Annotated in this window: 16 protein-coding genes; 10 read left to right on the forward strand and 6 right to left on the reverse strand. The window is 71.0% G+C overall.

All coding sequences use genetic code 11. The features are described from left to right. Positions 1–13: 13 nt before the first annotated feature. Positions 14–874 carry a helix-turn-helix domain-containing protein gene (locus ACFY3I_RS17180; protein ID WP_390861267.1) on the forward strand — a complete coding sequence of 287 codons (861 nt, stop codon included), beginning with the start codon at positions 14–16 and terminating at the stop codon, positions 872–874. A 21-nt stretch (positions 875–895) separates the two neighbouring features. On the opposite strand, the gene ACFY3I_RS17185 is transcribed toward ACFY3I_RS17180, so the two are convergent. The 4 genes from ACFY3I_RS17185 to ACFY3I_RS17200 all read right to left on the reverse strand — a co-directional run bounded on the left by ACFY3I_RS17185 (position 896) and on the right by ACFY3I_RS17200 (position 7,974). Continuing rightward, positions 896–2,977, reverse strand: a complete 2,082-nt coding sequence (locus ACFY3I_RS17185; protein ID WP_390861268.1) for a tetratricopeptide repeat protein — start codon at positions 2,975–2,977, stop codon at positions 896–898. Next, a complete protein-coding gene (locus tag ACFY3I_RS17190; RefSeq protein WP_390861269.1) occupies positions 2,974–4,248 on the reverse strand; it encodes a hypothetical protein in 1,275 nt (424 codons plus the stop codon). The genes ACFY3I_RS17185 and ACFY3I_RS17190 overlap by 4 nt, the downstream gene beginning before the upstream one ends. Positions 4,249–5,421: 1,173 nt before the next feature. After that, on the reverse strand, positions 5,422–7,068 hold the full coding sequence (locus tag ACFY3I_RS17195) for a peptidoglycan-binding protein (RefSeq protein WP_390861270.1): 1,647 nt from the start codon (positions 7,066–7,068) through the stop codon (positions 5,422–5,424). 459 nt (positions 7,069–7,527) lie between these two features. Then, positions 7,528–7,974 carry a peptidoglycan-binding protein gene (locus ACFY3I_RS17200; RefSeq protein ID WP_365294707.1) on the reverse strand — a complete coding sequence of 149 codons (447 nt, stop codon included), beginning with the start codon at positions 7,972–7,974 and terminating at the stop codon, positions 7,528–7,530. A gap of 274 nt (positions 7,975–8,248) precedes the next feature. Here ACFY3I_RS17200 and ACFY3I_RS17205 point away from each other — a divergent pair, with 274 nt between their 5' ends. Both ACFY3I_RS17205 and ACFY3I_RS17210 read left to right on the forward strand, forming a co-directional pair. Continuing rightward, on the forward strand, positions 8,249–9,133 hold the full coding sequence (locus tag ACFY3I_RS17205) for a peptidoglycan-binding protein (protein ID WP_390861271.1): 885 nt from the start codon (positions 8,249–8,251) through the stop codon (positions 9,131–9,133). Then, on the forward strand, positions 9,130–10,080 hold the full coding sequence (locus ACFY3I_RS17210; RefSeq protein ID WP_390861272.1) for a helix-turn-helix domain-containing protein: 951 nt from the start codon (positions 9,130–9,132) through the stop codon (positions 10,078–10,080). The genes ACFY3I_RS17205 and ACFY3I_RS17210 overlap by 4 nt, the downstream gene beginning before the upstream one ends. Before the next feature lie 297 nt (positions 10,081–10,377). Here the strand turns inward: ACFY3I_RS17210 and ACFY3I_RS17215 are convergent, their stop codons facing one another. Beyond that, on the reverse strand, positions 10,378–11,631 hold the full coding sequence (locus ACFY3I_RS17215; protein ID WP_390861273.1) for a YbfB/YjiJ family MFS transporter: 1,254 nt from the start codon (positions 11,629–11,631) through the stop codon (positions 10,378–10,380). A 189-nt stretch (positions 11,632–11,820) separates the two neighbouring features. Between ACFY3I_RS17215 and ACFY3I_RS17220 the strand changes: the two genes are divergently transcribed. Then, positions 11,821–12,402 carry a TetR/AcrR family transcriptional regulator gene (locus ACFY3I_RS17220; RefSeq protein WP_390861274.1) on the forward strand — a complete coding sequence of 194 codons (582 nt, stop codon included), beginning with the start codon at positions 11,821–11,823 and terminating at the stop codon, positions 12,400–12,402. Between the two features lie 554 nt (positions 12,403–12,956). Then, on the forward strand, positions 12,957–13,427 hold the full coding sequence (locus ACFY3I_RS17225) for a cupin domain-containing protein (protein ID WP_390861275.1): 471 nt from the start codon (positions 12,957–12,959) through the stop codon (positions 13,425–13,427). A 299-nt stretch (positions 13,428–13,726) separates the two neighbouring features. Here ACFY3I_RS17225 and ACFY3I_RS17230 read toward each other — a convergent pair whose 3' ends face one another. Beyond that, the gene (locus tag ACFY3I_RS17230) at positions 13,727–14,113 is read right to left on the reverse strand and encodes a barstar family protein (RefSeq protein ID WP_390861276.1); all 387 of its coding nucleotides are present in this window, start codon (positions 14,111–14,113) and stop codon (positions 13,727–13,729) included. Between the two features lie 552 nt (positions 14,114–14,665). Between ACFY3I_RS17230 and ACFY3I_RS17235 the strand changes: the two genes are divergently transcribed. The 5 genes from ACFY3I_RS17235 (at position 14,666) to ACFY3I_RS17255 (ending at position 22,779) form a co-directional block, all read left to right on the forward strand. Continuing rightward, positions 14,666–15,787, forward strand: a complete 1,122-nt coding sequence (locus tag ACFY3I_RS17235) for a maleylacetate reductase (protein WP_390861277.1) — start codon at positions 14,666–14,668, stop codon at positions 15,785–15,787. Then, a complete protein-coding gene (locus tag ACFY3I_RS17240) occupies positions 15,780–16,649 on the forward strand; it encodes a dioxygenase (RefSeq protein WP_390861278.1) in 870 nt (289 codons plus the stop codon). Before ACFY3I_RS17235 ends, ACFY3I_RS17240 begins: the two co-directional genes overlap by 8 nt. A 73-nt stretch (positions 16,650–16,722) precedes the next feature. Then, a complete protein-coding gene (locus ACFY3I_RS17245; RefSeq protein WP_390861279.1) occupies positions 16,723–19,767 on the forward strand; it encodes a BTAD domain-containing putative transcriptional regulator in 3,045 nt (1,014 codons plus the stop codon). A gap of 130 nt (positions 19,768–19,897) precedes the next feature. Continuing rightward, positions 19,898–20,404: a flavin reductase family protein gene (locus ACFY3I_RS17250; RefSeq protein ID WP_390861280.1), complete on the forward strand. Its 507-nt coding sequence runs from the start codon at positions 19,898–19,900 to the stop codon at positions 20,402–20,404. Positions 20,405–20,562: 158 nt separating this feature from the next. Then, a complete protein-coding gene (locus ACFY3I_RS17255; RefSeq protein ID WP_390861281.1) occupies positions 20,563–22,779 on the forward strand; it encodes a LuxR C-terminal-related transcriptional regulator in 2,217 nt (738 codons plus the stop codon).

Here is a 22,779-nt window from a genome sequence, read left to right on the forward strand (position 1 = left end):
TCCCCACTGGCGAATGTTGCCGCAGATCCTGCCGACCGAGTACCGGTATCTGGTCGGCGACCTGCGTCAACTCAAGGATGACAGTCGGCTGAGCCTGACGGAGCTGGAACGGGCGACCGCCATCAGCAAGTCGTCCTGGGAGCGCTACCTCAACGCCAAACAGTTCCCTCCTCGGCAGGCCGTGGAGGCGCTGTGCAGGGCGGCGCACGTGAGCGAGGAAGCCGTACTGCTTCGGTGGGAACGTGCGGACGCGGCATGGAACCGGCGAGGGTGCACCGCGTCCCCGGCCGAACCCGAGCCGCATCGGACCAAGGCTCACCCCGGCGGTGGTCTCGACGGCAGGGAACCCCGAGCCGTCCGCGGCTTCGTGCATCGGGCGTTGGTCGCCTCCTCCACCCTGATCGTCGCACGCCCCTGGGCCACCACGGCGGGAGTCCTGCTCCTGTGTACGGCGATGCTCGCACCCGCAGCGGTCATCCACGCCTCCTACCGAACGGGTCCGTCGGCCACCGCCCGCCCGCCCGTCTGCCGTCTCCGTTCCTGCGAGGGCCGTGATCCGCTGACCACAGCCTGCGAAGATCCGGTGACGGTGGGTTCGCGTACGGCGGCCGACGGCACCCGGCTGCAGATCCGTCTCAGCCCGAGCTGCCAGGCCGGATGGGTACGCGGCTGGCCCACGCACCGCGGATTCCGTATCGAGGTCACCAGCCGTGAGGGGCACGCTCAGGTCACCATCGCTTCAACTGCCCCGCGGACGGCGGGTGAGATGGTCACGACCGCCATGATCGCCGCCGCGCACGTCACGGGACTGCGGTGCTGCTACTACCCCTCCGCCGGCCATCCCGACCGTGAGTGCTTCAACGCGGGCTCCTGAGGCGGCGCACCCGCCCCGAAGTCATGACGGCGAGGCCAGTGACGGCGCGGTGCAGAGCAGGCGTTGCTCCCGGATCTCGTCCGTGTCGGCGTCCGGCAGGAGAAGGGCCCGGTCGAAGTCCCCGAGTGCCAGGTCGGAGCGGCCGGCGGCGAGGTGGGCGATGCCGCGGTTGAGCAGGAGGTCCGGGTCCTCACCGACCGCGTCGAGCGCGGCCGACAGGTCTGCGACCGCCCTCTCCGGCTTCTTCCGGCGGAAGTGCACCACCGCCCGGTTGATCAGCGCGGCCGGATAGCGCGGATCCTTCGCGAGTACCCGGTCGAGGGCCCTGAGCGCCTCGTCGAGTCGTTCGCGCTGCAACAGCAGCGTGCCCTGGAGGCAGAGGAGTTGCACCTCGTCGGGGTGGAGGCGCAGGCCGGTGCCGATGTCGGACTCCGCCGCTGCGAGATCTCCGGTCTCCAGGAGCAGCTCCGCCCGCGCGACGCGGGTGTCCAGGTCCCCGGGCTCCATCTCCAGTACGAGCGTGAAGTCCGAGAGGGCCCCGGCGAAGTCGCCGACCTGCGCGCGGGCCGTGCCGCGGTTGTAGTGCAACTCGGGGAAGGGCGGGGCGAGCCGTACCGCCCGGTCGTAGTCGGCCAGGGCGGCGTCGAAGTCTCCGCGGTCACGGGAGATGCGCGCCCGCTCCGAGAGGTAGTCGGTGTAGTAGGGGTCCATGTCGACGAGTTGGCTGTAGTCGGCGTGCGCCTCGTCCGGCCGGCCCAGCGCGACCAGCAGACGGGCGCGGTTGTAGAGGAGTTGGGAGCGGTGCAGCGTCCACTGTCCCTCGTCGAGTTTTTCGTCGAGGCGGCTGATGCACGACTCCACGAGTTCCAGGGCGCGGCCCGGATTTCCCCGGTGCATCTCGACGAGCGCCAGGCCGTTGTCGTGGAAGACGCTGTACGTGAGGCGTTCGGCCGGATCAGGCAGGATCCCGGCGATGGCGACGGCGTTGTGCTGCCACTGGACGGCGAGTTCGTGGTCGCGGGGTCTGAGGAACCGGGTGTGCAGCATCGCGAGCGCGTAGCTGGTCATCATGTGGATCTTGGGTTCGGTGAAGCGGCGGAGCAGTCCCTGGTACAGCTCCATTGCCTGTTCCAGGCGTCCGACCGGGATGCAGGCGGCGGCCGCTTCCCGGGTGAACTCCCAGTAGTCGTGCTCGTGCAGCAGGGGGTCCGTCACCCTCCTGCCCCGCAGCCCCAGGTCCACCACGGCGGCGGAGAAACCGGTGGCGACGGCGTGCCGCTGGGCCTCCAGCAGGGCGGCGCGCCCGGCTCCACCGGGGTCGCTGCCGTGTTCGCGGTGATGGGCCACGGCTCCCATCCGCGTCCCCCACGTGGCCGTCCCGGCCAGGGCGTCACCACGCAGGTCGTGCAGCAGGGCCCGAGTCGGGGGATCGGTCTGCCGGTAGCCGGCCAGGGCACGGGGATCGTCGTCGGTGCAGTCGCTGTCCACGTAGACGCGGGCCCAGTCGAGGGCGGACCGGTCTTCCGCCGACGGCCGTTCCGAAGCCGGGGCCGCAACCACGTCCATCTCGGCCAGCGCGCCCTCGAGTTCGTCGGAGAGCCTGCCCGTGGCGGCGGAGACCACGACACGCAACAGGCGTGGATCGGCCCGGCGCAGCAGCAGGGCGATCAGCTCCTGTGCGGTGGCCTCGGCGGCGTGCGCCTCCTCGAAGACGATCTCGAACGCGCCGCCGTCGTGCGAGCGCCGGACGTGTTCGAGGAGGAAGGTCACGATGCCCTGGCTCATGCACCGGATCCATCCGGCACCGAAGAACCTGGTCCGCTCCTCGTACGGGGCGTCGTCGGCCAGGGTCCGCGGTGCCGGGCCGATGATCTGCTCGAGTTCGGGCATGCCGTACAGGAGCGCCACGCGGTTCTCCTCGACCAGCTCCGGCCAGCGGGATTCGGCTTCGGGCAGGACGGCTCTCAGTACGGTGTCCACCCCGGTGTACGGGCCGCGCAACCGCTGGTGACAGCGGACCACCAGCGCCTGGCGGGTGTGCGCGGCGACGGCTCGCAGACGGTCACCTCTCGTGTTGCCGACGATCCGCAGATGGCCCGTCATGCGAGTTCTACCTCCGGGGACGATGACGTGATGGAGTGGGCGGACTTCTTCGCACGGCGTTTGCGCCGCGACAGGACGACGAGTGAAACGATCTGTGCCACGTTCATGCACAGGGACAGCACCGCGTCCCAGAATCCCGCGTTCACTTCGCCGGATCCGAGAGCACGTCCTGCGATGCGGACGTAGTCGACCGTCACGGGAATACTGACGAAGACCGTGATCGCGGCGAGCGCGCAGTACCCGAGGACGATGAACGGCCCGTAGAAACGACCTATCTGGCGGTCACGGGGCGTCCAGTTCTCCTCGTTCACGACACGGTCCGGGCGGTTCAGGAGACGCCATACCCGGTTTTTCAGCAGGGTCACTCCGGCGTCGTGGAGATCGTGGCAGTTCCAGGCGGTGGCCAGCACGTAGTAGAGATCGGTGCGCAGGTAGAGCTGCAGTTGCCACAACATGCGCACGGCCACGGTGAAACCCAGCCCGAGACAGAGCCGGCCGGCGAAGGAGAACGAACCGCCCGGATCGCGGGTCAGGTCGGCGACGATTCCCAACAGCGCGAAGACGACGCCGTCGCACAGCATCCCCGCGAGGAAGGGAAGATAGCGTTTGGCCCGGGGCACGCTGAGGAGCCCGTTGATCTGCGTCTCGGCGACGATGTACGTCAGGCGGTTGCTCACGCTCAGACGCGTGGGGAGCCCGAGACGGCGGCCGGCGAGGATGTGGAATCCCTCGTGCAGCAACAGCAGCGGGACCTGCCCGAAGGTGATGACCAGTTGGACCACGAGCAGTGAGTGCGTGAAGAAGATCTGCGCGGGATCCGGGGTCAGATCGGGTCGTACGACAGCAGCCCGGATCCAGAGGCCCACCGCGAGTGCGTACAGGAGCCATGCCGGAGCGGAAAAGGCGGCCCGGCCGAGACCGCGCAGCCGCACGCGAGGCGCGGGAATGAGGGGCTGGGTCCCGGCTTCGTCGCTGACGAAGCCGAGTTCGCGGAGTGTCGTCAGGAAGTCGTCGAGGTCGACCTCCTCCCCGAAGGCCGTCTCGTACCATTCCTCGGCCGCGTCCAACGGCATTCCCTGTCCGAGCCGTCTCAGCAGTTCCGCCCCGTCGGCCGGGAACACCGCGTAGGAACCGGTGTCCAGGCGGCCGACCACCACCTCGTCGCCCTCCGGAACGAAACTCAGTTCATGGAAAACGAGGCCGTCACCGGCCACAGGCCCTCCAAGTATTCCTGATGAGAAAAAGCCCGGGCGCGCCGGCGGGCGGCGCACCCGGTCGTGGCACGACTAGGCGGTCAGGCCTGGACGGAGTACGGGCACTGACAGGCGGCCGACGTCAGGCGCACGTCGCCGGTGCGGCGCACCGCGATCTTCTTGGTTCCGGCCTTCTTGCGCATGGCGACAGTCGACTTCATGACGGTCCTTTCTCGAAGCGTCTCGTACCGACCGGCGGCCGGCAGCAATCAAAGTTCTTCCAGCCGGACGAAAGGATCAAGGCCCGATTCACGCCAATCGCCCCGTCCCCGGGACACCGGATTCCGGGAAGAGGAAATGGGCAAGCGTTTTCCGGTCGTGCCGGGACGAGCGAGAAGGCCGTCAGCAACTGATTTCGTCGCGCCCCGGCGTTCGACATCGTTGCCCATCCGCGACGCCGGAACATCGGCGCACCTGGAGCACCCTGAGGTTCCGCTTCGGAAAGAGCACCGTTCCGGGTGTGCCGGACAAGCGGAACGTGAATCGCCGCATTCCGCTTGCTCGCGGCTCTGCTTTCGGTAGTTCAAATAAAAGTAAGGAGAAATGCAAAAGGCAACGTCCGGTGCCCGGCTGTGCGGCTGCCCTGCCATCAGTCCTGGGCGGAGAGCGGAAGCCGGATATCGGACGGTCTCCCTGCGGGCGGGGAGGCCGTAGCCGTGCGCCGAGCCCCGAGTCCGCTTCCCGGGCGGCCGCCTTCTCCACGTCCGCCGCCAGGCTCGCGCGCCACCGATCCCACAAGGTGCATGCACCCGTCAGGACGCCGACCGCTTTCCGCCGCCCTCAGCCGGGACGGCGCCGCAGGGCGCGTCCCGCCCCGAACCCGGCCCGACGCCCGATCACCCGCATTCTGTACGGCCGGCCGCGGCGGGATCCGGCATGCTAGCCGCGTGTCTCACACGAGACACGCAGATCGAAGGCTCGGGCAGGAACGGCGAACCGCGCCGCGCACGGCACCCGATGCCGTCTCACGCCGCCGACCCGCCGGCCGCGGCACCGGCAGAACCGTCGAGGCGGACCGGCCCGCACCGGCCGAATCGGATCGTGAACCTGGTGCCGGACACCGGGGCCGAACTCGCACTGCTCCCGCCTTCGAAACCGGACAGCGAGCCGAGGGCGGCCGAGCCACTGCCATGAAGCGGTGACGGGGGGCTCGACGAAGTCGAGCCCCCCCGAGAACCAAGGCCCCGTCGCTCAGCGGACCCGGATGAAGACCACGTCGTAACTGCTGTTGCTGGAGCGCGACTTGACGTACACGCCGTCGCTGCCGCCGTTCGGGTTGCCCGTGTTGCCCTCCACGGTGGTGAACGACGACCCGGACACCGTCCGCACGATGCCTATGTGTTCGTTGCCGCCGGTGAAGTCGCTTCCGCCGTCCCAGTCGAAGGCCACGATGTCACCCGGCTGCGGGCTGGTCGTCACCGACAGGTGGTAGTTGCCGGCCCGCGCCTGCTTGACCCAGCCCGACACGTAGGAGTTGCGGTAGGAACTGGCGCCGGTCTGCTTGGCCACCCAGCTCACGAAGGTCGCGCACCAGGCGTAGTCGCTGGTGGACAGCGAGAGACCCACCGCCGAACCGTAGCTGTTCGCGCGGGCGCTGCCCTCGACCGTGCCCACCTCGGCCTCGGCCACGTCGAGGATCTTGGCGTAGCCGCCGCCGGGCGGAGTGGAGGACGGCGGCGTCACCGCACCGTACAGGGCGGCCTTGGTGTTCGTTCCGACATGGCCGTCGACGGAGAGGCCCTTCTCGGCCTGGAAGTCCCTGACGGCGCTGTCGGTGAGCGGACCGAAGTCGCCGTCGACGGCGAGATCGGCGCCGTGGTGGTTGAGCAGGCTCTGCAGTTCCGTGACGCAGCCGCTGCGCTGTCCCTGCACGATCTCGGCGGGGCACGAGGCGGAGTTGAGGTTGATCGGCGCGGGCGCGCCGTTGCCGCCGCCACCGCCGATGTTCGAGTACAGGGCGGCCTTGGTGTTCGGGCCCACCTGGCCGTCGGCGGTGAGACCGCTGGCGGACTGGAACGCCTTCACGGCCGTCAGGGTCTGAGGGCCGAAGCTGCCGTCGACGTCGAGGCTCTGACCCTTGCCGTTCAGCAGGGACTGCAGCGTGGCGACGCAGCCACCACTCTGTCCTTCCACGATGTTCTCGGGGCAGGACGACGAGCGAAGGTCCAGGCTCGTCGACGGAGACTCGTCGTCGTCGTACAGCGCCCGCTTGGTGTTGGCGCCGACCTGGCCGTCGACCGTGAGGCCGTGGGACGCCTGGAAGCTGCGGACGGCACTCGCCGTGCCGGCGCCGAAGTCGCCGTCCACGTCGACCGAGTAGCCGAAGTGGCCCAGCAGACGCTGGAGTTCGGTGACGCAGCCGCTCTTGTCGCCCTGGACGATGTTCGCGGGGCACGAGGAGGACTGGAGGTTGATGGCGGCGGGTGCCGTGCCCGCGGTCGCGTACAGCTTGCTCTTGGTCTGGGGGCCGACCCGTCCGTCGACGGCGATGGCGGTGGCGGCCTGGTACTCACGGACGGCGTAGAGCGTGTTCGCCCCGAACTGACCGTCCACCACCAGACCGGCGCCGTGCGCGTTGAGGAGGCGCTGCAATTCGGTGACGCAGCCGCTCGCCTGACCCTGCACGATCTCGGTGGGACAGGACGCGGAGGTCAGCTTGATCGCGGTGGGCGCCGCCGCGTTCGCAGGGCCTGCCCCGAGCACGACGCCGGCCGACACCATCGCGGCGGTGGCTGCGAAGGTCCCGATGCGGATCCGCCACGTCGTCGCGGTGCGGGGTGCGTCGCGATGCCGTGATCTCGTGTCTTCGGTCGGAACGAGGAATGCGCGTCTTCCCATGGTGGCGGGGTTCTCCTTCGAATCGCTGGAGCGTCGTCTGAGGGTGAGGATGAGGATGCGCGGCCTGACGGTGCGTCAAGTGGGAGGCGATCGTGTTCGCCCGGGGCCTCCGGTCCGGGCGGCTGTTCAAGGTGTCCGGCGCGGCGCGACGAGGAGGTGCGGTGCGAGGCGGTTGGCGGAGCGGGAGGCCGTCTGTGCGCTCATGCCGCGGGTCACCCAGGTGACCCGCTCGGCGCCGACCCGGACGAGTGCTCGACGCGGCGGTTTCGACGCCCTGGCGGTCGATGCGTCCGTGAGGACGGGTTGCGGACTTCGGCGTGACCATGGCCCCGGGCCGTGACCCGGCGTGGACGGCGGGCGGGAACACCGATCCCCGGCCCGTCCTCGCCGGGCGAGGACGGGCCGGGGTCGTTCACTCAACAGGCGGGCGGAACCGACCGGTTGGGTGGGCCGAACCGGTCAGGCGGCGAAGCGCTTGAACGCGGCCCTGGTGCCCGAACCGGCGTCACCGTCGATCGCGCCCGTGTAGCCGTAGTCGGCGGCCAGCAGACGCTGCAGCGCCTTGATGGTGTTGGTGCCGGGGTCGCCGTCGATGGCGCCGGTGTAGCCCCAGTACGTCTTGAGGCAGCGCTGGAAGGCCTTCCAGCTGTTGGTGCCCAGCTGGCCGTCGATGCTGTCGGTGTAGCCCCAGTATTCTGCGAGGAACTCCTGGACGTTCTTGGCCTCGGCAGTGGTCAGACCGAAGTTCTGCGTCGTGGCCACGGCGGCCGGCGCGGCGGCCACGGCCGTGTGCGCGGTGGTCGCGGTCGCCGCGTAGCTGTTGCCCGCGATCGCCACACTGCCGGCGGCGAGGCCGACAACGGTGATGAGGCCGGCGATGGTCCTGCCCAGAGCGTTCGGTCGCATGCGTTCCTCTTTCGGTCGTGGGTCGGCACCTGTCCCGCTCGGCGGGCAGGTGGCGAGACCAAAGGTGCGGGGTGCTGTGGTGATGCGGCCACGGCTACGGGGGAAGTGGCGGATTTTCGGGACGATCACCCGGCTGACCTGCGGCTACGGTGTTCGGCGGGACGGGGTCGCGGGACGGCCGTATGGGACGGCTGTGACAGATGTGACGGGCTCATGCAGAATGCGGAGTAGCGGAGGGGACCACGAGTACGATCAAGTCCGCTTTGGGGGAAAGATGCCGCGCTTCAAGCCGCTGCCCGCCGAACTCGACTCCTCTGCCGCGCAGTTGGTGGTCCGGTTACGCGAACTCAAGGAGCACGGCGAGCTGACGATGCGTCGCCTCGCGGCCGATACCGGTTACAGCTCCAGGTCGTGGGAGCGGTACCTGGGGGGTACGTCGCTGCCGCCCAGGGCGGCGGTGGAGGCACTGGCCCGTGTCACCGGCGCCGATCCCGTCCGCCTGCTCGCGCTGCACGAGGTCGCCGCCGCCTCCTGGGACATCCGCCGTGCCGAGCCCGCCGTACAGTCGCGGCCCACCACGCAGGAGCCGCAGGAGCGGTTACGGCCGGAGCATGAGAAGGGCGAGCGGCGGGAGCAGGAGCGCGAACGGAAGCCGCTGCCGGGGCCGATGATGCCGGTCCCCGGGACGGCGGTCACGCCGAAGGAGCCGGCGGAATCACCCGCGGGGGAATCGGTTCCACGCCGATTGCCGCACATCGCCCTCACCGCAGGCGTGGCCGCCCTGGCCGTCGCTCTCACGGCGACGCTGCTGCTCGTACTGCGTCTCGGTGAGGACGTCACCCCGGCAGCCGTCGCCTCGCCGGCCGGCGCCGCCCCGGCCGCGCCGCAACCCTCCTACACGTGCCGCATCACCCGTGCGGACGGCCGCTGGTCGGCAGGTGTCAACAACGGCCGGGACGCCGAGATCACCTACGGCGACACCGGTGCCGACGTCGCCGAGGCCCAGTGCCTGCTCCGCCGGGCCGGCATCTCGCCCGGAGGGATCGACGGCATGTTCGGCCCGCTGACGCTGCGCGCGGTCAAGACGTTCCAGGATCGCGAGGGCCTGGTCGTCGACGGAATGCTGGGGCCGCGCTCATGGAAGGCGCTCCGCGGATGACGCCCGGCGCACCCTCACCGTCGGGCACCCGACTGGCCGCCGTACTGCAGGAGTTGAAGCAACGCACCGGGTTGAGCCTGGCCCAGCTCGCGGATGCGACGACGTTCAGCAAGTCGTCCTGGGAGCGCTATCTCAACTCAAAGAGCCTGCCACCGCGCAGCGCGGTGGAGGAGTTGTGCCTCCTCGCCGGTGAAAGCGCCGAACACCCGTTGGCACTCCTGGACATGGCCCGGAAGGACCGGAGAGAAGCCGGACGGCCTGCCTCGGAACAACGGCGCACCGGCGGCCCGCCCGACACCGACCGGAGCGATACGGTCCCGGACCACGCGGCCCAGACCCGGGACCGGACGCAGGCACGCCCGCCCGACACCGATACGGATCGGACGGGCCGGAGAGGCGCCGACGCAACCCGCACCGGCCCGGCCGGGCACCGGCGGGTGACCGTCCTCGCCGCCCTCGCGTCGGCCTGCGCGGTGATCCTCGGAACGCTCGTGATCACGCACCTTCCTCCCTCGCATCGCAAGGAGACGCCGGTGGTCGCGACGCCCTCGCCCGCCGCCGGGGCGCGCTGTCGGCACGCGGCCTGTCAGAACAAGGACCCGATCGAAATGAACTGCGCCGCCGGCCCGTTGACCGTGGCCGAGCACGAGACGGCCACGGGGGCCTGGTTCCAGGTCCGCTACAGCCAGGAATGCGGCGCCACCTGGGTCCGGATGTGGGGCGCGGTCCTGGGCGACCGAGTGGAGATCCGGGCGGCCGGCCCGGACGGCGCCCTGCGGTACGCCCGGGTCACCAGCCGCGACGAGGCCGACACCTACGTCCACACCCGGATGAGCGTGGTGAGCCCCGGGACGTCCGTGCGGGCGTGCTTCATCCCCGCGGCGGGCGGCGGAACGGAGTGCGTCAACGCCCGTATGGGCCACATCACTTCGCCCCCTTCGAGCTGACCGGGCGGCGAGGGTACCCGACGAGCCCGTCCCCGGGCTCCATGCCGACAGGGAACTCGCCGAACTCGCCGAACTGAGGGGAGACTTCTCCGGCCGGCTCCCGATGCGGGCGGTGTTCCCGTCGGGCGTGTCGGTGGTCCCTCGTGTGAGCACCGCGGTGTGTCTCCTGTCTTCACGATGCCAGCGGCCGGAGCCGATGACTTGAGTCAGATGGCTGAAGCCCGCGGGAAGGTACGCGATACGCGAACCGGAGGAGCTGGCTCGGCTGAAAGTCGGCCGCCGCCAGGGGGACGGCTGCTACCGGCCGGCCACCTCGACGGCCTGATCGGTGTCCGGCCGCCTCGCGGAGGCTCGGGACCGGACGAGGTGGCACGCGCCGTCGAGGAGGAGGCCGACGGCCACGGCGCAGACGCCGAGTGTGAACAGCAGACGGTGGTCTCCGTCGCTCCGGTCGAAGAGGTAGGAGAAGCCGTAGGAGGACAGGGCCAGCAGGAGGGCCGAGACGATGGTGGCCCTGCCCCAGGCCGCCGCCTGCGCCTCGGGGCCGCGGGGTACGAGCTGGTGCACCCGTCCGAGGAAGACGGGGACGATGCCGGGCGGGAAGGAGCCGATGACCGCGCTCAGCAGCATGATCGGAAGCAGGCCGTGCGTGGTGCAGAGCACGACGAGTGCCGCGGCCTGGACGGCGGAGGTGAGGCGGATCGTGGCCGGGAAGCCGATCCGGTCCGCCAGCAGTCCGTAGCTGGTGGGGCCGGCGATCGCCCCGAGGCCGTAAACGATCCAGACGAGGGAGCCGCGTCCCGCGCCCTCGCCGAGGCCGCGGGAGACGAAGTCCACGAGGAACTCCATGGTCGGTACGAGGCTGACGCAGAGCATGCCGTACTCACCGAGGGCAAGGTTCAGCTCCAGGGATCCGGTGCCCCGGCGCGCCGCCTTGCGCAGGGGCGCCACCCGCGGGGCGGTGGACGGCGCCGAGGCGGGGGTCGGCCAGCCGCTCCAGCTGAAGGCGGTCAGGACGGCACACAGGATGGCGAGCCCGATCCAGGTCACCCGCAGGCCGTGGTCGAGCAGGAGCGGGATCAGGGTGCCGGTCGCCGCGATGCCGAGGCCGAGCCCGAGGAAGACGGCTCCGCCGGCCAGCCCGCGGCGCCGGTCCGGGAGATGAGGCAGCACGGCACCCGCCACCCGCACCATGATGACCCCGCCGGCCAGCCCGGAGGCGAGGCGCCACAGGAAGAACCAGGTCACCGAGACCGGAACGCAGCAGGCCAGGATGGACACGGTCGCCAGGACCATCGACCAGCGCAGCGCCCGGAGATCCCCCAGCCGGCGACTGACGCGGCGGGCGGCCAGGGCTCCGATCAGGTAGCCGGCGAGGTTGGCGGCGCCGAGGTAGGCGCCGGCCGTCTGGGAGAACCAGCCATCGCGGATGAGTTCGGGCAGCAGCGGGGTGTACACGAAGCGGGCCAGGCCTATACCGACGAAGCTCGCCGAGGCGCCGGCGGAGATGGCGCGCCAGGGCGGGACCTGTCCTGCGGAGGAGATGGACATGCGAATGATCCGGTTTCTGCGAACGAAGCGGCCTCCATGGGGGAGTGGGGCCGCGAAGCTGAAGAGGGGTGGGGTCGCGGAGCTGAAAAAGGAGGTTGGGGTGCCGAGCCGCCATCTTTGACAGCCTCGTCATGTTTGACAGCGTTGCAAACTTTGACGACTGCGTCAAAGATGAATTAGTCTGCGGACATGGCAGGGCGACGTCAGTTCGATGAGAAACAGGCGCTGGAGCAGGTCCTGGACGTCTTCTGGCGCCAGGGCTACGGCGCCACCTCGATGGCAGACCTGGCGAGCGCGACCGGCGTGCAGCGGGGTTCGCTGTACCACGCCTACCGCGACAAGGAAGCACTGTTCCTGCGCGTCTTCCAGGACTACGAGAGTGCCTTCCTCGCCGACGCCGCCGCCCGGCTCGCTCAGCCCGATCTGCGTCAGGCACTGCTCGACTTCTTCGACTTCACCATCGAGTCCATCACGCTCGGGACCCCCGCCCGTGGCTGCCTGTCCACCAGGACGGCGACCGACACCCGGGCCGCGACGGAACCCATCCAGGCCGCGCTGCGCGGCATGCTGGACGGCCTGGAAGCCGTCCTCACCCGGCGGCTCTCCGAGGACGACGCCACCGGCCGATTGACGGTGCCGCCGGTCGAGGCTGCCCGTGTCCTGGTCACCGCGACCCGCGGAAACGTCGTCATCGAGAGTGTGTACGAGGATCCGGACCGGCTGCGGGCCGCGGCCAGGACCCTCGTCGACATGATCGTGCGGCCCGTCTGAGGCCGTCGCAGGCTCGACGAGACACCGGGGGAGCCTCGGCCGAGTGACCGAAGCGGCAGATGGCCGTGGAGGACGAGAAGTTCCTCGCTGGTCTCGGGTCTCTGGTCTCTGGACTCAGGTCTCTGGACTCGGCTGGTGATCCGGTGTCAGGTCTGTGCGGCACGGCGGAACGTCGAATACCGCGAGACACGGTCACACCCCGTCTGCGGCGCCACCGACACGGGCACTGACACCGACGCTGGCACAGCGCCCGGCATCGGCACCGATAAAGGCACCGGTCGGCCACAGCCGATGCCGGGCCGTGGCGGGCCGCCTAAGCTGGAGACGCTCGGGACCCACCGAAGGTGGTTCATGTCCGCGAGCATCCGCGCTGGTCCCTCCGGCCGCCAGGCCCCGGTGGGAGAGCCTCCCCGGCGGACCCGCCCGTTCTTCACCAGCCGGGAACGACATCACCGCGTGTCCCTCGGCCGGGGCACCCTCCGCGCCCGGCGTCGACAGGCGCACTCCCGGCGGACGATCATCGGCATCACCGCAGACCGGACAGGAGACCGATCATGATCGGACCACGGATCGCGGGAGGCCTGCTGGCAGTCGCCACGCTGACCACGGCCACCGCCTGCGCAAGCCTGGACCCGAGTGCGCGGGCCGAAGGAGCGACCACGGTCACGGCCACGGCATCGACACGCCCGACCGATCACCTCGAGGAGCTGTTGCAACAGGCTCTTCCGAACGTGAAGGGCAAGACGTTCACCGCGGCCATCGTCGACCTCCCGCCGGACGCGCGCGCCAAGCCGCACCGGCACGGCCAGGCGTTCGTCTACGCCTACGTGCTCGAAGGGACCGTACGCAGTCAGCTCGACGGCAAGCCCGTGACCACGTACCACCAAGGGCAGAACTGGGTCGAGCAGCCAGGCGCCCACCACCTCTTGACGGAGAACACGAGCCCGGTCAAGGCGGCCAAGCTCCTGGTCGTCTTCGTCTCCAACACGGGGGACAGCCTCAAGTCCGACGACCCGGGGTCGTAGCCGGAAGCCTGGACCACGGCACCGGGTTCAGTGGTCGCCTGGACTACGCCTCGCGCCACGCGTCGGTGACGCAGCCGACCTCGAAGTGCCACCACCCGTCCTCCACACGGCGGACCAGCTGCGCCTTGATGCGGGCGTTCTCCTCCCGAGCGGTATCGGCACTCAGCCGCGTTGCCGGTCCGGCGGTGACGGTGTCGAGATCACGGTCGATGCCGGCGGCGAGAGTTCAGTACGGCCGTGAAGTCGAAGTCGAGCACCTTCACCCCCCTGCGTGCTGCACCAGGCGTTCTCGTGACCGGTCACCGGAGTCGCAGGACGCCAGGAGCCCGATCGTCGAAGATCTTGACCAGCCGGTCGAAGACGGTGGACCCGCGTCCGACTCTCGCTGCGGCAAGGTCGGCGCCGACAGAAGGACGGTTCGTGGGGTGACAGTGTGTCAGCCGGATCTCCAACTGGCGAGTTGTCTCCGGATGGCCGAGATGCTCACGAGACACCCGGTGGTCGCGCCACTCCACCAGATAGTCATCGTCGTCGGGCGTCCCGAAGCCACCGCTGAGGCAGTCCGCGAAGGCGTCGAGGTTCCGACCGAAGTAGCCCCCGGGGCCGTTGATCGCTTCGCCGATGGCTCGCCAGAAGTCTTCCAGTGTTCTGATCTGTGTGCCGTCCAGCACGTATGTCGCGGTCACGGCCGGGACGATACGCGCAGGTCCGCGCCGTGTCGCTCCGATTCCGGCCGCCTGTCCTCGGTCGGCCTCGGTCAGGAAATGTCCGCGGAGGCATGCTGGACAGCGGTTCGGCCGTCGTCGCGGCGTCGCCTGAGCGGTTGCCGACGGGACGCACCCTCTGTCCGTTCCCTTCCGCTCTGCCTTTCGCCGTTGCATTTGCTCGGCGCACTGCCGCCACGGGCGCTGCGGGGGATTCACCCGTATTCGACGGAGAAGGCTTTTCCGCCGGTTGTCCCCGAGAATGCGTTCGTTGAATTCCTTCCCCGTCCGCTTTCCGTCCGTTTCCGGTCCGCTTCCGTCCGCTCCCAGGCTCCAGTCCCAACCCGTGCCCCGCATACCGCAGATGGGTGATATCGGCCAGGCGTCCCAGGTCGCGGTCGGGGCGGGCATCGCGCGGACGCGGTATCCAGGCAGCCGCAGCCGTCATCGCCCGAGCATTCCATTGACGTGCGTCCGGAGATTGTTCGATGCTTTTCCGGTGAGTTCAGAAAAGGTGCGACCCAGGGAATTCTCATGACCTCCTTCGTGCATCGCGGGCAGATCACGAAGGTGGTTTTCGGCAGCGGTACGCGAAACCTCGTCGCCGCGGAGGCGGACGCCCTCGGCTGCCGCCGGGTGCTCGTGCTGTGCACCCCGGGCCGGACGGACCAGGCCGCGGAGATCGGTGACCTGCTCGGCCCGGCAGTCGTCGGTACCTTCGCCGAGGCGGCCCCGCACACGCCGGTCGACGTCACCGCGAGGGCCGTCGACCACGTTCGAGCCGTCCGCGCGGACTCCGTGCTCGCCGTGGGCGGCGGATCGACCATCGGTCTCGGCAAGGCGATCGCCCTGCGCACCGGACTACCGCAGCTGGCGCTGCCCACCACGTACGCCGGATCGGAGATGACGCCGATCCTCGGCGAGACCGAGGATGGCCGCAAGACCACGAGACGGCTGCCTGAAGTACTGCTCAGGACCGTGCTGTACGACGTCGACCTGACCCTCGCGCTGCCCGCCGCGGTCTCCGTCGTCAGCGGCGTCAACGCGATGGCACACGCCGTGGAGTCCCTGTACGCCCAGGACCGCGACCCGGTCGCCCTCCTGATGGCCGGCGAGGCGATCGACGCTCTCACACGGGCCCTTCCCGCCATCGTGCGGCGCCCCGACGACGCCGAGGCGCGGGCGGACGCGCTGTACGGGGCGTGGCTGGCGGGCACCTGCCTCGGCACGGTGGGCATGGCCCTGCACCACAAGGTGTGTCACGTACTGGGCGGCACGTTCGGGCTCCCGCACGCCGAGACGCACACCGTCGTCCTGCCGCACGTGGTCGCCTACAACGCGCCGGCGGCTCCGGAAGCCGTGGCACGGATCAGACGGGCGTTGCCGGGCGAGGACACCGGAGCCGCGCTCTTCGGATTCGCCGAGCGGCTCGGAGCCCCCACCGGGCTGCGGGACCTCGGCATGCCGGAGTCCGGGATCGAGCGGGCGGCCGAGCTGATCGTGCGGGACGGCTACTGGAACCCGCGGCCGGTGGACCGGGACGCCGCCCGCGACCTGCTGACCCGCGCCTGGGCCGGGGAGCCACCGCACACGCCACCCGGAGGCGGAACCACTGACACCGGACACCGGACCATCACTGGAGCTCACCATGCGTGATCTGACCGAAGACACCATCACCGAGGCCGTGATCGCGACGATGCGGGACACCAAGGACGCCCGCCTCGCGGAGATCCTGGACTCGCTCGTGCGGCACGTACACTCCTTCGTCCGCGAAGTCGGCCTGACGGAGGAGGAGTGGGTCCGCGGAGTGGACTTCCTGACCCGTACCGGGCAGCTGTGCACCCCGACCCGGCAGGAGTTCATCCTGCTCTCCGACGTCCTCGGCATCACCATGCTGGTCGACGCCCTGAACAACAAGCGCCCCGCCGAGGCCACGCAGAACAGCGTCCTGGGCCCCTTCTTCAGGGACGACCGGCCCGAGCACTCCGACGGTGCCGACATCTCCGAGGGCCTGCCCGGAACACCGCTGTTCTTCGAGGGGCAGGTCGTGGACCGCGAGGGAACCCCGGTGGCCGGTGCGGCGGTGGACATCTGGCACAGCGACGCCGAGGGCCACTACGACGTGGACGTGCCCGACCGGACCGACCCGGCCATGCGCGGGCTCATCAGAACCGACCAGGGCGGGCGTTTCAGCTTCCGTTCCATCCGCCCGGCCAGCTATCCGATTCCCGGTGACGGCACCGTCGGCGCGTTCATGTCCGCGACGGGCAGGTCGCTGATGCGCCCCGCCCATGTCCACCTGATGATCGAGGCGGCCGGGTTCCAGCGGGTGACCACCATGCTGTTCCCCTCGGACGACCTCTACCTGGACGCGGACCCGGTGTTCGGGGTCAAGCAGTCGCTGGTCGCGACGTACGACGACCACGCGGCCGGCGCCGGACCGTGCGGCGGGCGGACCGACGAGGCGTACACCCTGCTGCGGCACACCTTCGTCCTCGAACCGCTGGTGGCGCACTGAGCGCGCCCCGCCGCCGGTGGCGGACTGAGCGCGCCCCAGCCGCCCTGCCCATGCAGTCGAGAGGCCCGCTTCGATGACGAGAAGTTCCCGCGACGAGACCGGCGAGACCGATGAGACCGATGAGACCGGCGAGACCGGCGAGACCGGTGGGGCCCCGCCCCCGCTGCCCGGCCATCTCGTGCCGCGGCCGCGTCTGGCGGCCCGGATCCACGCCTCGCTGGAACGCCGCCCGGTGCTCGTCGTCGCGGCCGCGGCGGGATCGGGCAAGACGACCGCCGTCGCCCAGGCCGTGCGGGAGCTCACCGGCCCCGTCGCCTGGGTCTCGATCCCCCGCGCACCACGGTGCGGGGGGACCCTGGCCCGCGTCCTGGCGGCCGCCGTACGACCCTGGGCACCGGACGCGGTGACGATGTCGGCCGGCACCCCGGGTCGGGAACTGGCTCTGCCCACTCCCGGCACCGTCCTCGCGGGGACGCCGGGGGGCACCGGCCTGGTACTGGTCGTCGACGGTGTGGACAGGACCCGGGGGAGCACCGGTGCGCAGCGGATGCTCGGCGCCCTGGTCGAAGGACTGCCTGCCGGGCCGCGACTGGTGCTGATCTCCCGGACGGACCTGCCCACCGACCTCGGTGGTCTCGGCGACGTCCAACGCGTCGGCTTCCTGGAGGACCGGGACCTGGCCTTCGACGTCGCCGAAGCCGAGGAAGCCCTGCGGCGGATGGGCAGGGACGACGACGCGCGCCGTTCCGTCGGCGCCATGCGGGGCTGGATCAGCGGTGTCATCCACGACTGGTGGGGCGAGGACCCGTCCGCATCCGCCGCGCAGCACGACCGGCTCGCGGCCGACCTGCTGCGGGAACTCACCTCCGCCGAATCCACGTTGCTCGTCCGTACGAGCCTGATCGAGGGCGCCGTGACGGCGGAACAGGCCAACGCCCTCGGGCTGGCCTCGCCGGACCGGACCATGGCCGTCCTGCGTGGGCGCAGTCTGCCGCTCAGCTGGTCTCCGGACCGCCGCGGCATGGTCGCCCTGCCCCGCTTCCGTGACTTCCTCCGACGCGAGGCCGCGTGCCTGGACGACGACTGCCTCCGGGAACTCCGGCAGGGATACGCCAGGTTGCTCCAGGGAAGCGGGCGTCACGAGGACGCGGTGGCCGAATTGCTCATGTGCGGCGAGACAGACAGCGCCCGGCACGCCGCCGAACGTGTCCTGCCCGACGTCCTGGGCCGGCTCGACCTGGCGACCGCGCAGAGCTGGCTCGACCGTATGCGTCCGGCTCCCCGGCCACTCGCACCGAACCTGGCCACGGCCGGGCTCCGGGTCGCCTTCGGACTCGAACAATGCTGGCGTGGCGCGCAGTTGGCCGATCACCACGGTCGCCTCTGGTGGACCGGACTCGGCCGGCGGCCCGGAGGCGCCGAGGACCTGGCACTCCTGGCCTGGTGCCTCTGGCACGTGGGACGTCTCGACGAGACCCGCGACATCCTGGACGTCATGCCCGCGGGGCTTCCCCGTGACATCGTGGCGGCACTGCTGGCGCTGGCGGACGACGGCACCGTCCGGCTCACCACGGACCATCTGCACCGCGCACCGGGGCCTCTCGAGGCCATGGTGATGCGCATCGCGTACATGGCCGGGCAACTGCGGCAACTGCAGGACGCCTCGGTCCCCGGTCCCTGGCGGCGGTCGTCGGGGATCCCGTGGACCGTGGCAGCCCTGCGCGCCGGGGGACGCATCTCCGAGGCGGAGGAGGCCTACGGGTCGTCGGCGGAGGGGCCGAGGCCCGCCTGGCTGGAGGCGATCGACGCCGCGGAGCTGATGGCGGACCTCGGGCACCGGGACGAGGCATGGGCCGCGCTGCTGGCCGGACGGGACCGGATCGCGGCCACCGGCTCCCGCGTCTACGAGATGCTGAGCCTGCTCCTGGAGGCCAAGCTCGCCCTGCGGCTGGATCACGATCTTCCCCGGGCGGCCCGTGCACTGGCCGAGGCCGAGCGCAGAGGAGGCGCGCGCTACGCCTTCATCCGTGAACTGGCCGGGACCTGGCGGGGGTTGGAGCTGTTGTCGGCCGGCCGCGAAGCGGAGGCGCTGCCCCACCTGGCCGCCGCGGTCGCCGGAATGTCCGCGGGCGGACGGCGTCTGGAACTTCCCTCCGCCGCGGTCTACCTGAGCGAGGCGCTGTGGCGCACCGGAGACGAGGACGGCGCCGACGAGGCAGCCGACCTGGCGGTGCGGGTCGCCGACGGGCAGGGCTCCCGCCATCTGCTGCTGCAGGCTCTGGAGGACATGCCGTCCGTGGCCGCGCGGCGGGCCGACGCCGAACCCGCCCACGGCTCACGCTGGCACGAACTGGTGTCCGCGCTCTCGACCCCGGTACCGGGGGCCGGAGGCGACCGGATCCTCCTGCGGATCGAGGACTTCGGCCCGGTGCGGCTGGTCGCCGAGGGGCGGGAGATCCATCCGCGTCTGGCCAAGAGCGTCGAACTCCTCGCCTACCTGACGTCCCGACCGCAGGCCGGCGCCAGACGCCAGGCACTCCTGGAGGCGCTGTTCCCGGGACGGAGCGACGCGACCGGGCGAAGTTACCTTCGGCAGGCCGTGTACCGGCTGCGCGAGGTGCTGCCCGACGGGCTGACGCTCCATCAGGAGGGCGACGTGTACCGGCTTTCGCCCGCGTCCGCCGTCGCGAGCTCCTCGGGCACCTTCCGGCGCCTGCTCGCGGAGGCCGCCCGGCAGGACGGGGAGCACCGCTGGGACACGCTCCGGGGTGCCCTCGCCCTCGCCGAACGCGGCTCCTACTTCGACTCCGTCTCGACCCACTGGCTCGACGCCCGGCGCGCCGAACTCGACGGCGCCCTCACGCAGGCGCGCGTCGACGCGGCGAGCGTCGCCCTGCACGTGGGCCGCGTCCGCGACGCCCGGCGGCTCGCCCGCCTCGTACTGGACGCGGATCCGTACCGGGAGCAGGCCTGGCGACTCGCCCTGCACGCCGCTGAGGCCGTCGGAGACGACGACGAACTGCTCGACCTGTACCGCGGATACCTCCGGGTCATGAACGAACTCGGGGTGCCACCGTCGGCGGACCTGAAACGCCTGGTCGACCGGTTGCGTCGCTGAGCGGGTGGGCCCTACCGGCCGCGGGCGCAACCCAGGCGACCAGTCGATTTCCCTGCGGTTAACAGGCGTTGACGCACGCTCGGCACATCGGCCAACAGGGCTCAGTCCCCCGTATCACGGAGGTTCCCCGATGATTGAAACCCATGACACGACGGTCACCTTCCGGGCCACGATGAGTCGGCTCGCCACGGGTGTCAGCGTCATCACCACCAGGTCGGGGAGCGCGCCCATCGGCATGACCGCGAGCGCGGTGACGGCTCTGTCCCTGAGCCCCCTCCAGCTGATCGTCTGTATCAGCAACCACCTGTACACACGGACCGCCATCGCCGAGCACGGCCGGTTCGCCGTGAACGTCCTCGGCGAGGAGAGCGAACACCTGGCGCGGAACTTCGCCGCCTCGAAACCCGACAAGTTCGCGGGCGTCGAGACCCACGACGACCACGGCGTGCCGGTCCTGAAGGACGCCATCGCAGCGGTTGTGTGCGATGTCGCCGACGCCCTCCCCGGAGGCGACCACACCATCTTCGTGGGTGACGTCCGGTACTTCGACCACAGGGCGGGAGGGCGGCCGCTGGTCTACTTCGCGGGCGGCTTCGGCAGCCTCGGCAGCCCGAAGGAGCCCGTGACGACGGCCTGACCCCCTTCGGCAACACTCACGCCCGCCGGCCACCGGCCCGCGACGCCGCCGGAACCGGCCGCCGCCGCCGAAACCCGCCGCCCCCGAAGCCCGCCGCCCCCCAGCTCCCCGGCGGGCTTCGGGGCCACGCTCGTCCCGACGACTCCACGGAAGGTGCCATGACCCGCTCCGTGCCGGCCTTCAAACTGCGACCGCCGACCCAGCCCCCTCATCTCCTGCCCAGGCCACGCCTGTCGCGCCGGCTCGACGCCGTGACCGAGCCGGTGGTCGTCGTCCGCGCGCCGGCCGGCGCCGGGAAGACGGTGCTCCTCGCCGAGTGGTCGCGGGACCTGGCGGCCCGCGAGGAGTGCGCCTGGCTCAGCCTGGACACGTACGACAACGTCCCGGGCCGACTCTGGAACGGCATCCTCGGAGCACTGCGCCAGGTACGGCCCGGGCTGCCGGAGAGCGCCGACGGCGCGGCCTGGACGCTCGCCGCATGGCTGGAGGAGGTCCTGCCCGACCTGGTGACCGGCCTGGACGGGGGGAGTCCGCTCACGTTGGTCCTCGACGGCCTGGAATCCATAACGGACGCCGAGGCCCTGCACAGCATGGGCGCCTTCCTCGCGCGGCTGCCCCGGGGTCTCCGTGTCGTCCTGTCCACCCGGCACACACCCGGAACACCGCTTCCGGCCCTGCGCGCCCGCGGCATGGTCGCCGAACTCGACCAGCACGACCTGCGATTCACCCTCGACGAGGCCAGGCAGGTGGTGACCGGACTGCTGGGCACCGATTGCCCCGAACCGACCCTCGGCGCCGTGTACGAGGCCACCGAAGGATGGGCGGCGGGACTGTGCGTCATGGGACGCGCCCTCAGGCGCTCGGGCGCCGAACCCGGCGCGGCCGACCTGGCGCGCGCCCGGCAGGAGGTCGCGGAGTACCTGACCACGGAGGTCCTCGACCGGCTCACCACCGAACAGCGCGACTTCCTCCTGCGCACGAGCGTGCTCGACGTACTGCGCACCGGTCCGTGCCGGGCCCTCACCGGCGAGCGGGCCGGCGTGCTCCTGCGCGAGCTGGCGCGGACCGTGCACCTGCTCGTCCCCGTCGCGTCCGACACGCCCGCCTACCGCCGGCACCGGGCCCTGACCTCGCTGCTGTCCGACATCCTCGGGTCCGAGACGCCCGACGCCGCCACCCGGCTGCACGAGGCGGCGGCGTCGTGGTACTCCCGACAGGGCGAGACGACCGAGGCGGTACGGCACTTCCTGCTCGCCGGCGACGGGGACGCGGCCGTCGCGGTCGTCCTGGGCGACTGGGAGGAGGCGATCGCGGCGGGGCGTGGCGCGGACGTCACCGGCTGGCTGGGCCTCCTGCCGTCCCGCGCCGTCGCCGCCGACGCCAGGCTGTGCGTCGTGGCGGCCATGGCGGGCCTCGCCGAGGGCGCGCCCGACACCGGCCGGCTCTGGCTGGACGTGGCGCGGCTCAGGCAGTCGGGTCGGCAGCCGGTGGGTACGGGCGGCACGGTGTCCGGGGCGTCAGCCGTCGCCCAGACCGTCGCCAGCTGTCTGCGGGGCGAGGTCCTGGCCGCCGACCGGCTCGGCGAAGCCGCGGTCGCGGGCACCCCGCCGCTGACTTACTGGCACGCGCTGGCCTGCACGGCGCGGGGAACCGCACTGCTCTGGAGCCGCCGCTACGCGGAGGCGGAGGAACTGCTCGCCGAGGCGACGCGTGACGCCTACGCCGCCGGGCACGGGCTGGCACTCGTACGGGCCCTGGGCTCACGGGCGCTGTGCGCGCTGCTGTCCGGCCGGTGCGAACGGGCGCGGACCCTGAGCGACGAGGCCGTCCGGGAAGCCGAAGTGTCGGGTCTTCAGGGGCACTTCGTCGCGGCGCCCGCCCATCTCGCCCGGGCTGGTGTCCTCCTCGAGGACGGTGCCGTCGACGGGGCGGCGCGGTCCCTGGCCGCGGCGGAGGCGGCCTTGGCGAGGTTCGCCCCGACCGGGAGCGAACCCCATGTCCGCACGCTGTACCACCTCGTCCGGGCCAGGCTGGAGAGCGCGCGGCACGACACGCAGGCGGCGCGGAACTCCCGTGCGGAGGCCGAACGCGCGGCGAAGGCCTGCGTGTTCCCGGAGACCCTCATGGACTTGATGCCCGAAACGGCGGGGCACGAGCCCGCCGAGCCGGCGGCTGCGGGTCCCGAGGACCTGTCTCTGGGGGAGCGGCGGGTGTTGCGAGCCCTGTGCGGGCCCCTGACACTCCGCGAGATCGCCGCGGAACTCCATGTGTCCCACAACACCGTGAAGACACAGGTGCGGTCGATCTTCCGGAAGCTCGGCGCGCACACCAGGAGCGGAGCGGTGGCCAGGGCCCGGGAGTGCGGTGTGCTCTGA

It is taken from the genome of Streptomyces sp. NPDC001068 (genome assembly GCF_042897315.1).
GTDB lineage: Bacteria > Actinomycetota > Actinomycetes > Streptomycetales > Streptomycetaceae > Streptomyces.

Bases quoted from the DNA above. Each gene is read 5' to 3' on its own strand.
- ACFY3I_RS17180 (WP_390861267.1), top strand. From the start codon at position 14: ATGTTGCCGCAGATCCTGCCGACCGAGTACCGGTATCTGGTCGGCGAC.
- ACFY3I_RS17185 (WP_390861268.1), bottom strand. From the start codon at position 2,977: ATGACGGGCCATCTGCGGATCGTCGGCAACACGAGAGGTGACCGTCTG.
- ACFY3I_RS17195 (WP_390861270.1), bottom strand. From the start codon at position 7,068: ATGGGAAGACGCGCATTCCTCGTTCCGACCGAAGACACGAGATCACGG.
- ACFY3I_RS17200 (WP_365294707.1), bottom strand. From the start codon at position 7,974: ATGCGACCGAACGCTCTGGGCAGGACCATCGCCGGCCTCATCACCGTT.
- ACFY3I_RS17205 (WP_390861271.1), top strand. From the start codon at position 8,249: ATGCCGCGCTTCAAGCCGCTGCCCGCCGAACTCGACTCCTCTGCCGCG.
- ACFY3I_RS17210 (WP_390861272.1), top strand. From the start codon at position 9,130: ATGACGCCCGGCGCACCCTCACCGTCGGGCACCCGACTGGCCGCCGTA.
- ACFY3I_RS17215 (WP_390861273.1), bottom strand. From the start codon at position 11,631: ATGTCCATCTCCTCCGCAGGACAGGTCCCGCCCTGGCGCGCCATCTCC.
- ACFY3I_RS17220 (WP_390861274.1), top strand. From the start codon at position 11,821: ATGGCAGGGCGACGTCAGTTCGATGAGAAACAGGCGCTGGAGCAGGTC.
- ACFY3I_RS17225 (WP_390861275.1), top strand. From the start codon at position 12,957: ATGATCGGACCACGGATCGCGGGAGGCCTGCTGGCAGTCGCCACGCTG.
- ACFY3I_RS17235 (WP_390861277.1), top strand. From the start codon at position 14,666: ATGACCTCCTTCGTGCATCGCGGGCAGATCACGAAGGTGGTTTTCGGC.
- ACFY3I_RS17240 (WP_390861278.1), top strand. From the start codon at position 15,780: ATGCGTGATCTGACCGAAGACACCATCACCGAGGCCGTGATCGCGACG.
- ACFY3I_RS17245 (WP_390861279.1), top strand. From the start codon at position 16,723: ATGACGAGAAGTTCCCGCGACGAGACCGGCGAGACCGATGAGACCGAT.
- ACFY3I_RS17250 (WP_390861280.1), top strand. From the start codon at position 19,898: ATGATTGAAACCCATGACACGACGGTCACCTTCCGGGCCACGATGAGT.
- ACFY3I_RS17255 (WP_390861281.1), top strand. From the start codon at position 20,563: ATGACCCGCTCCGTGCCGGCCTTCAAACTGCGACCGCCGACCCAGCCC.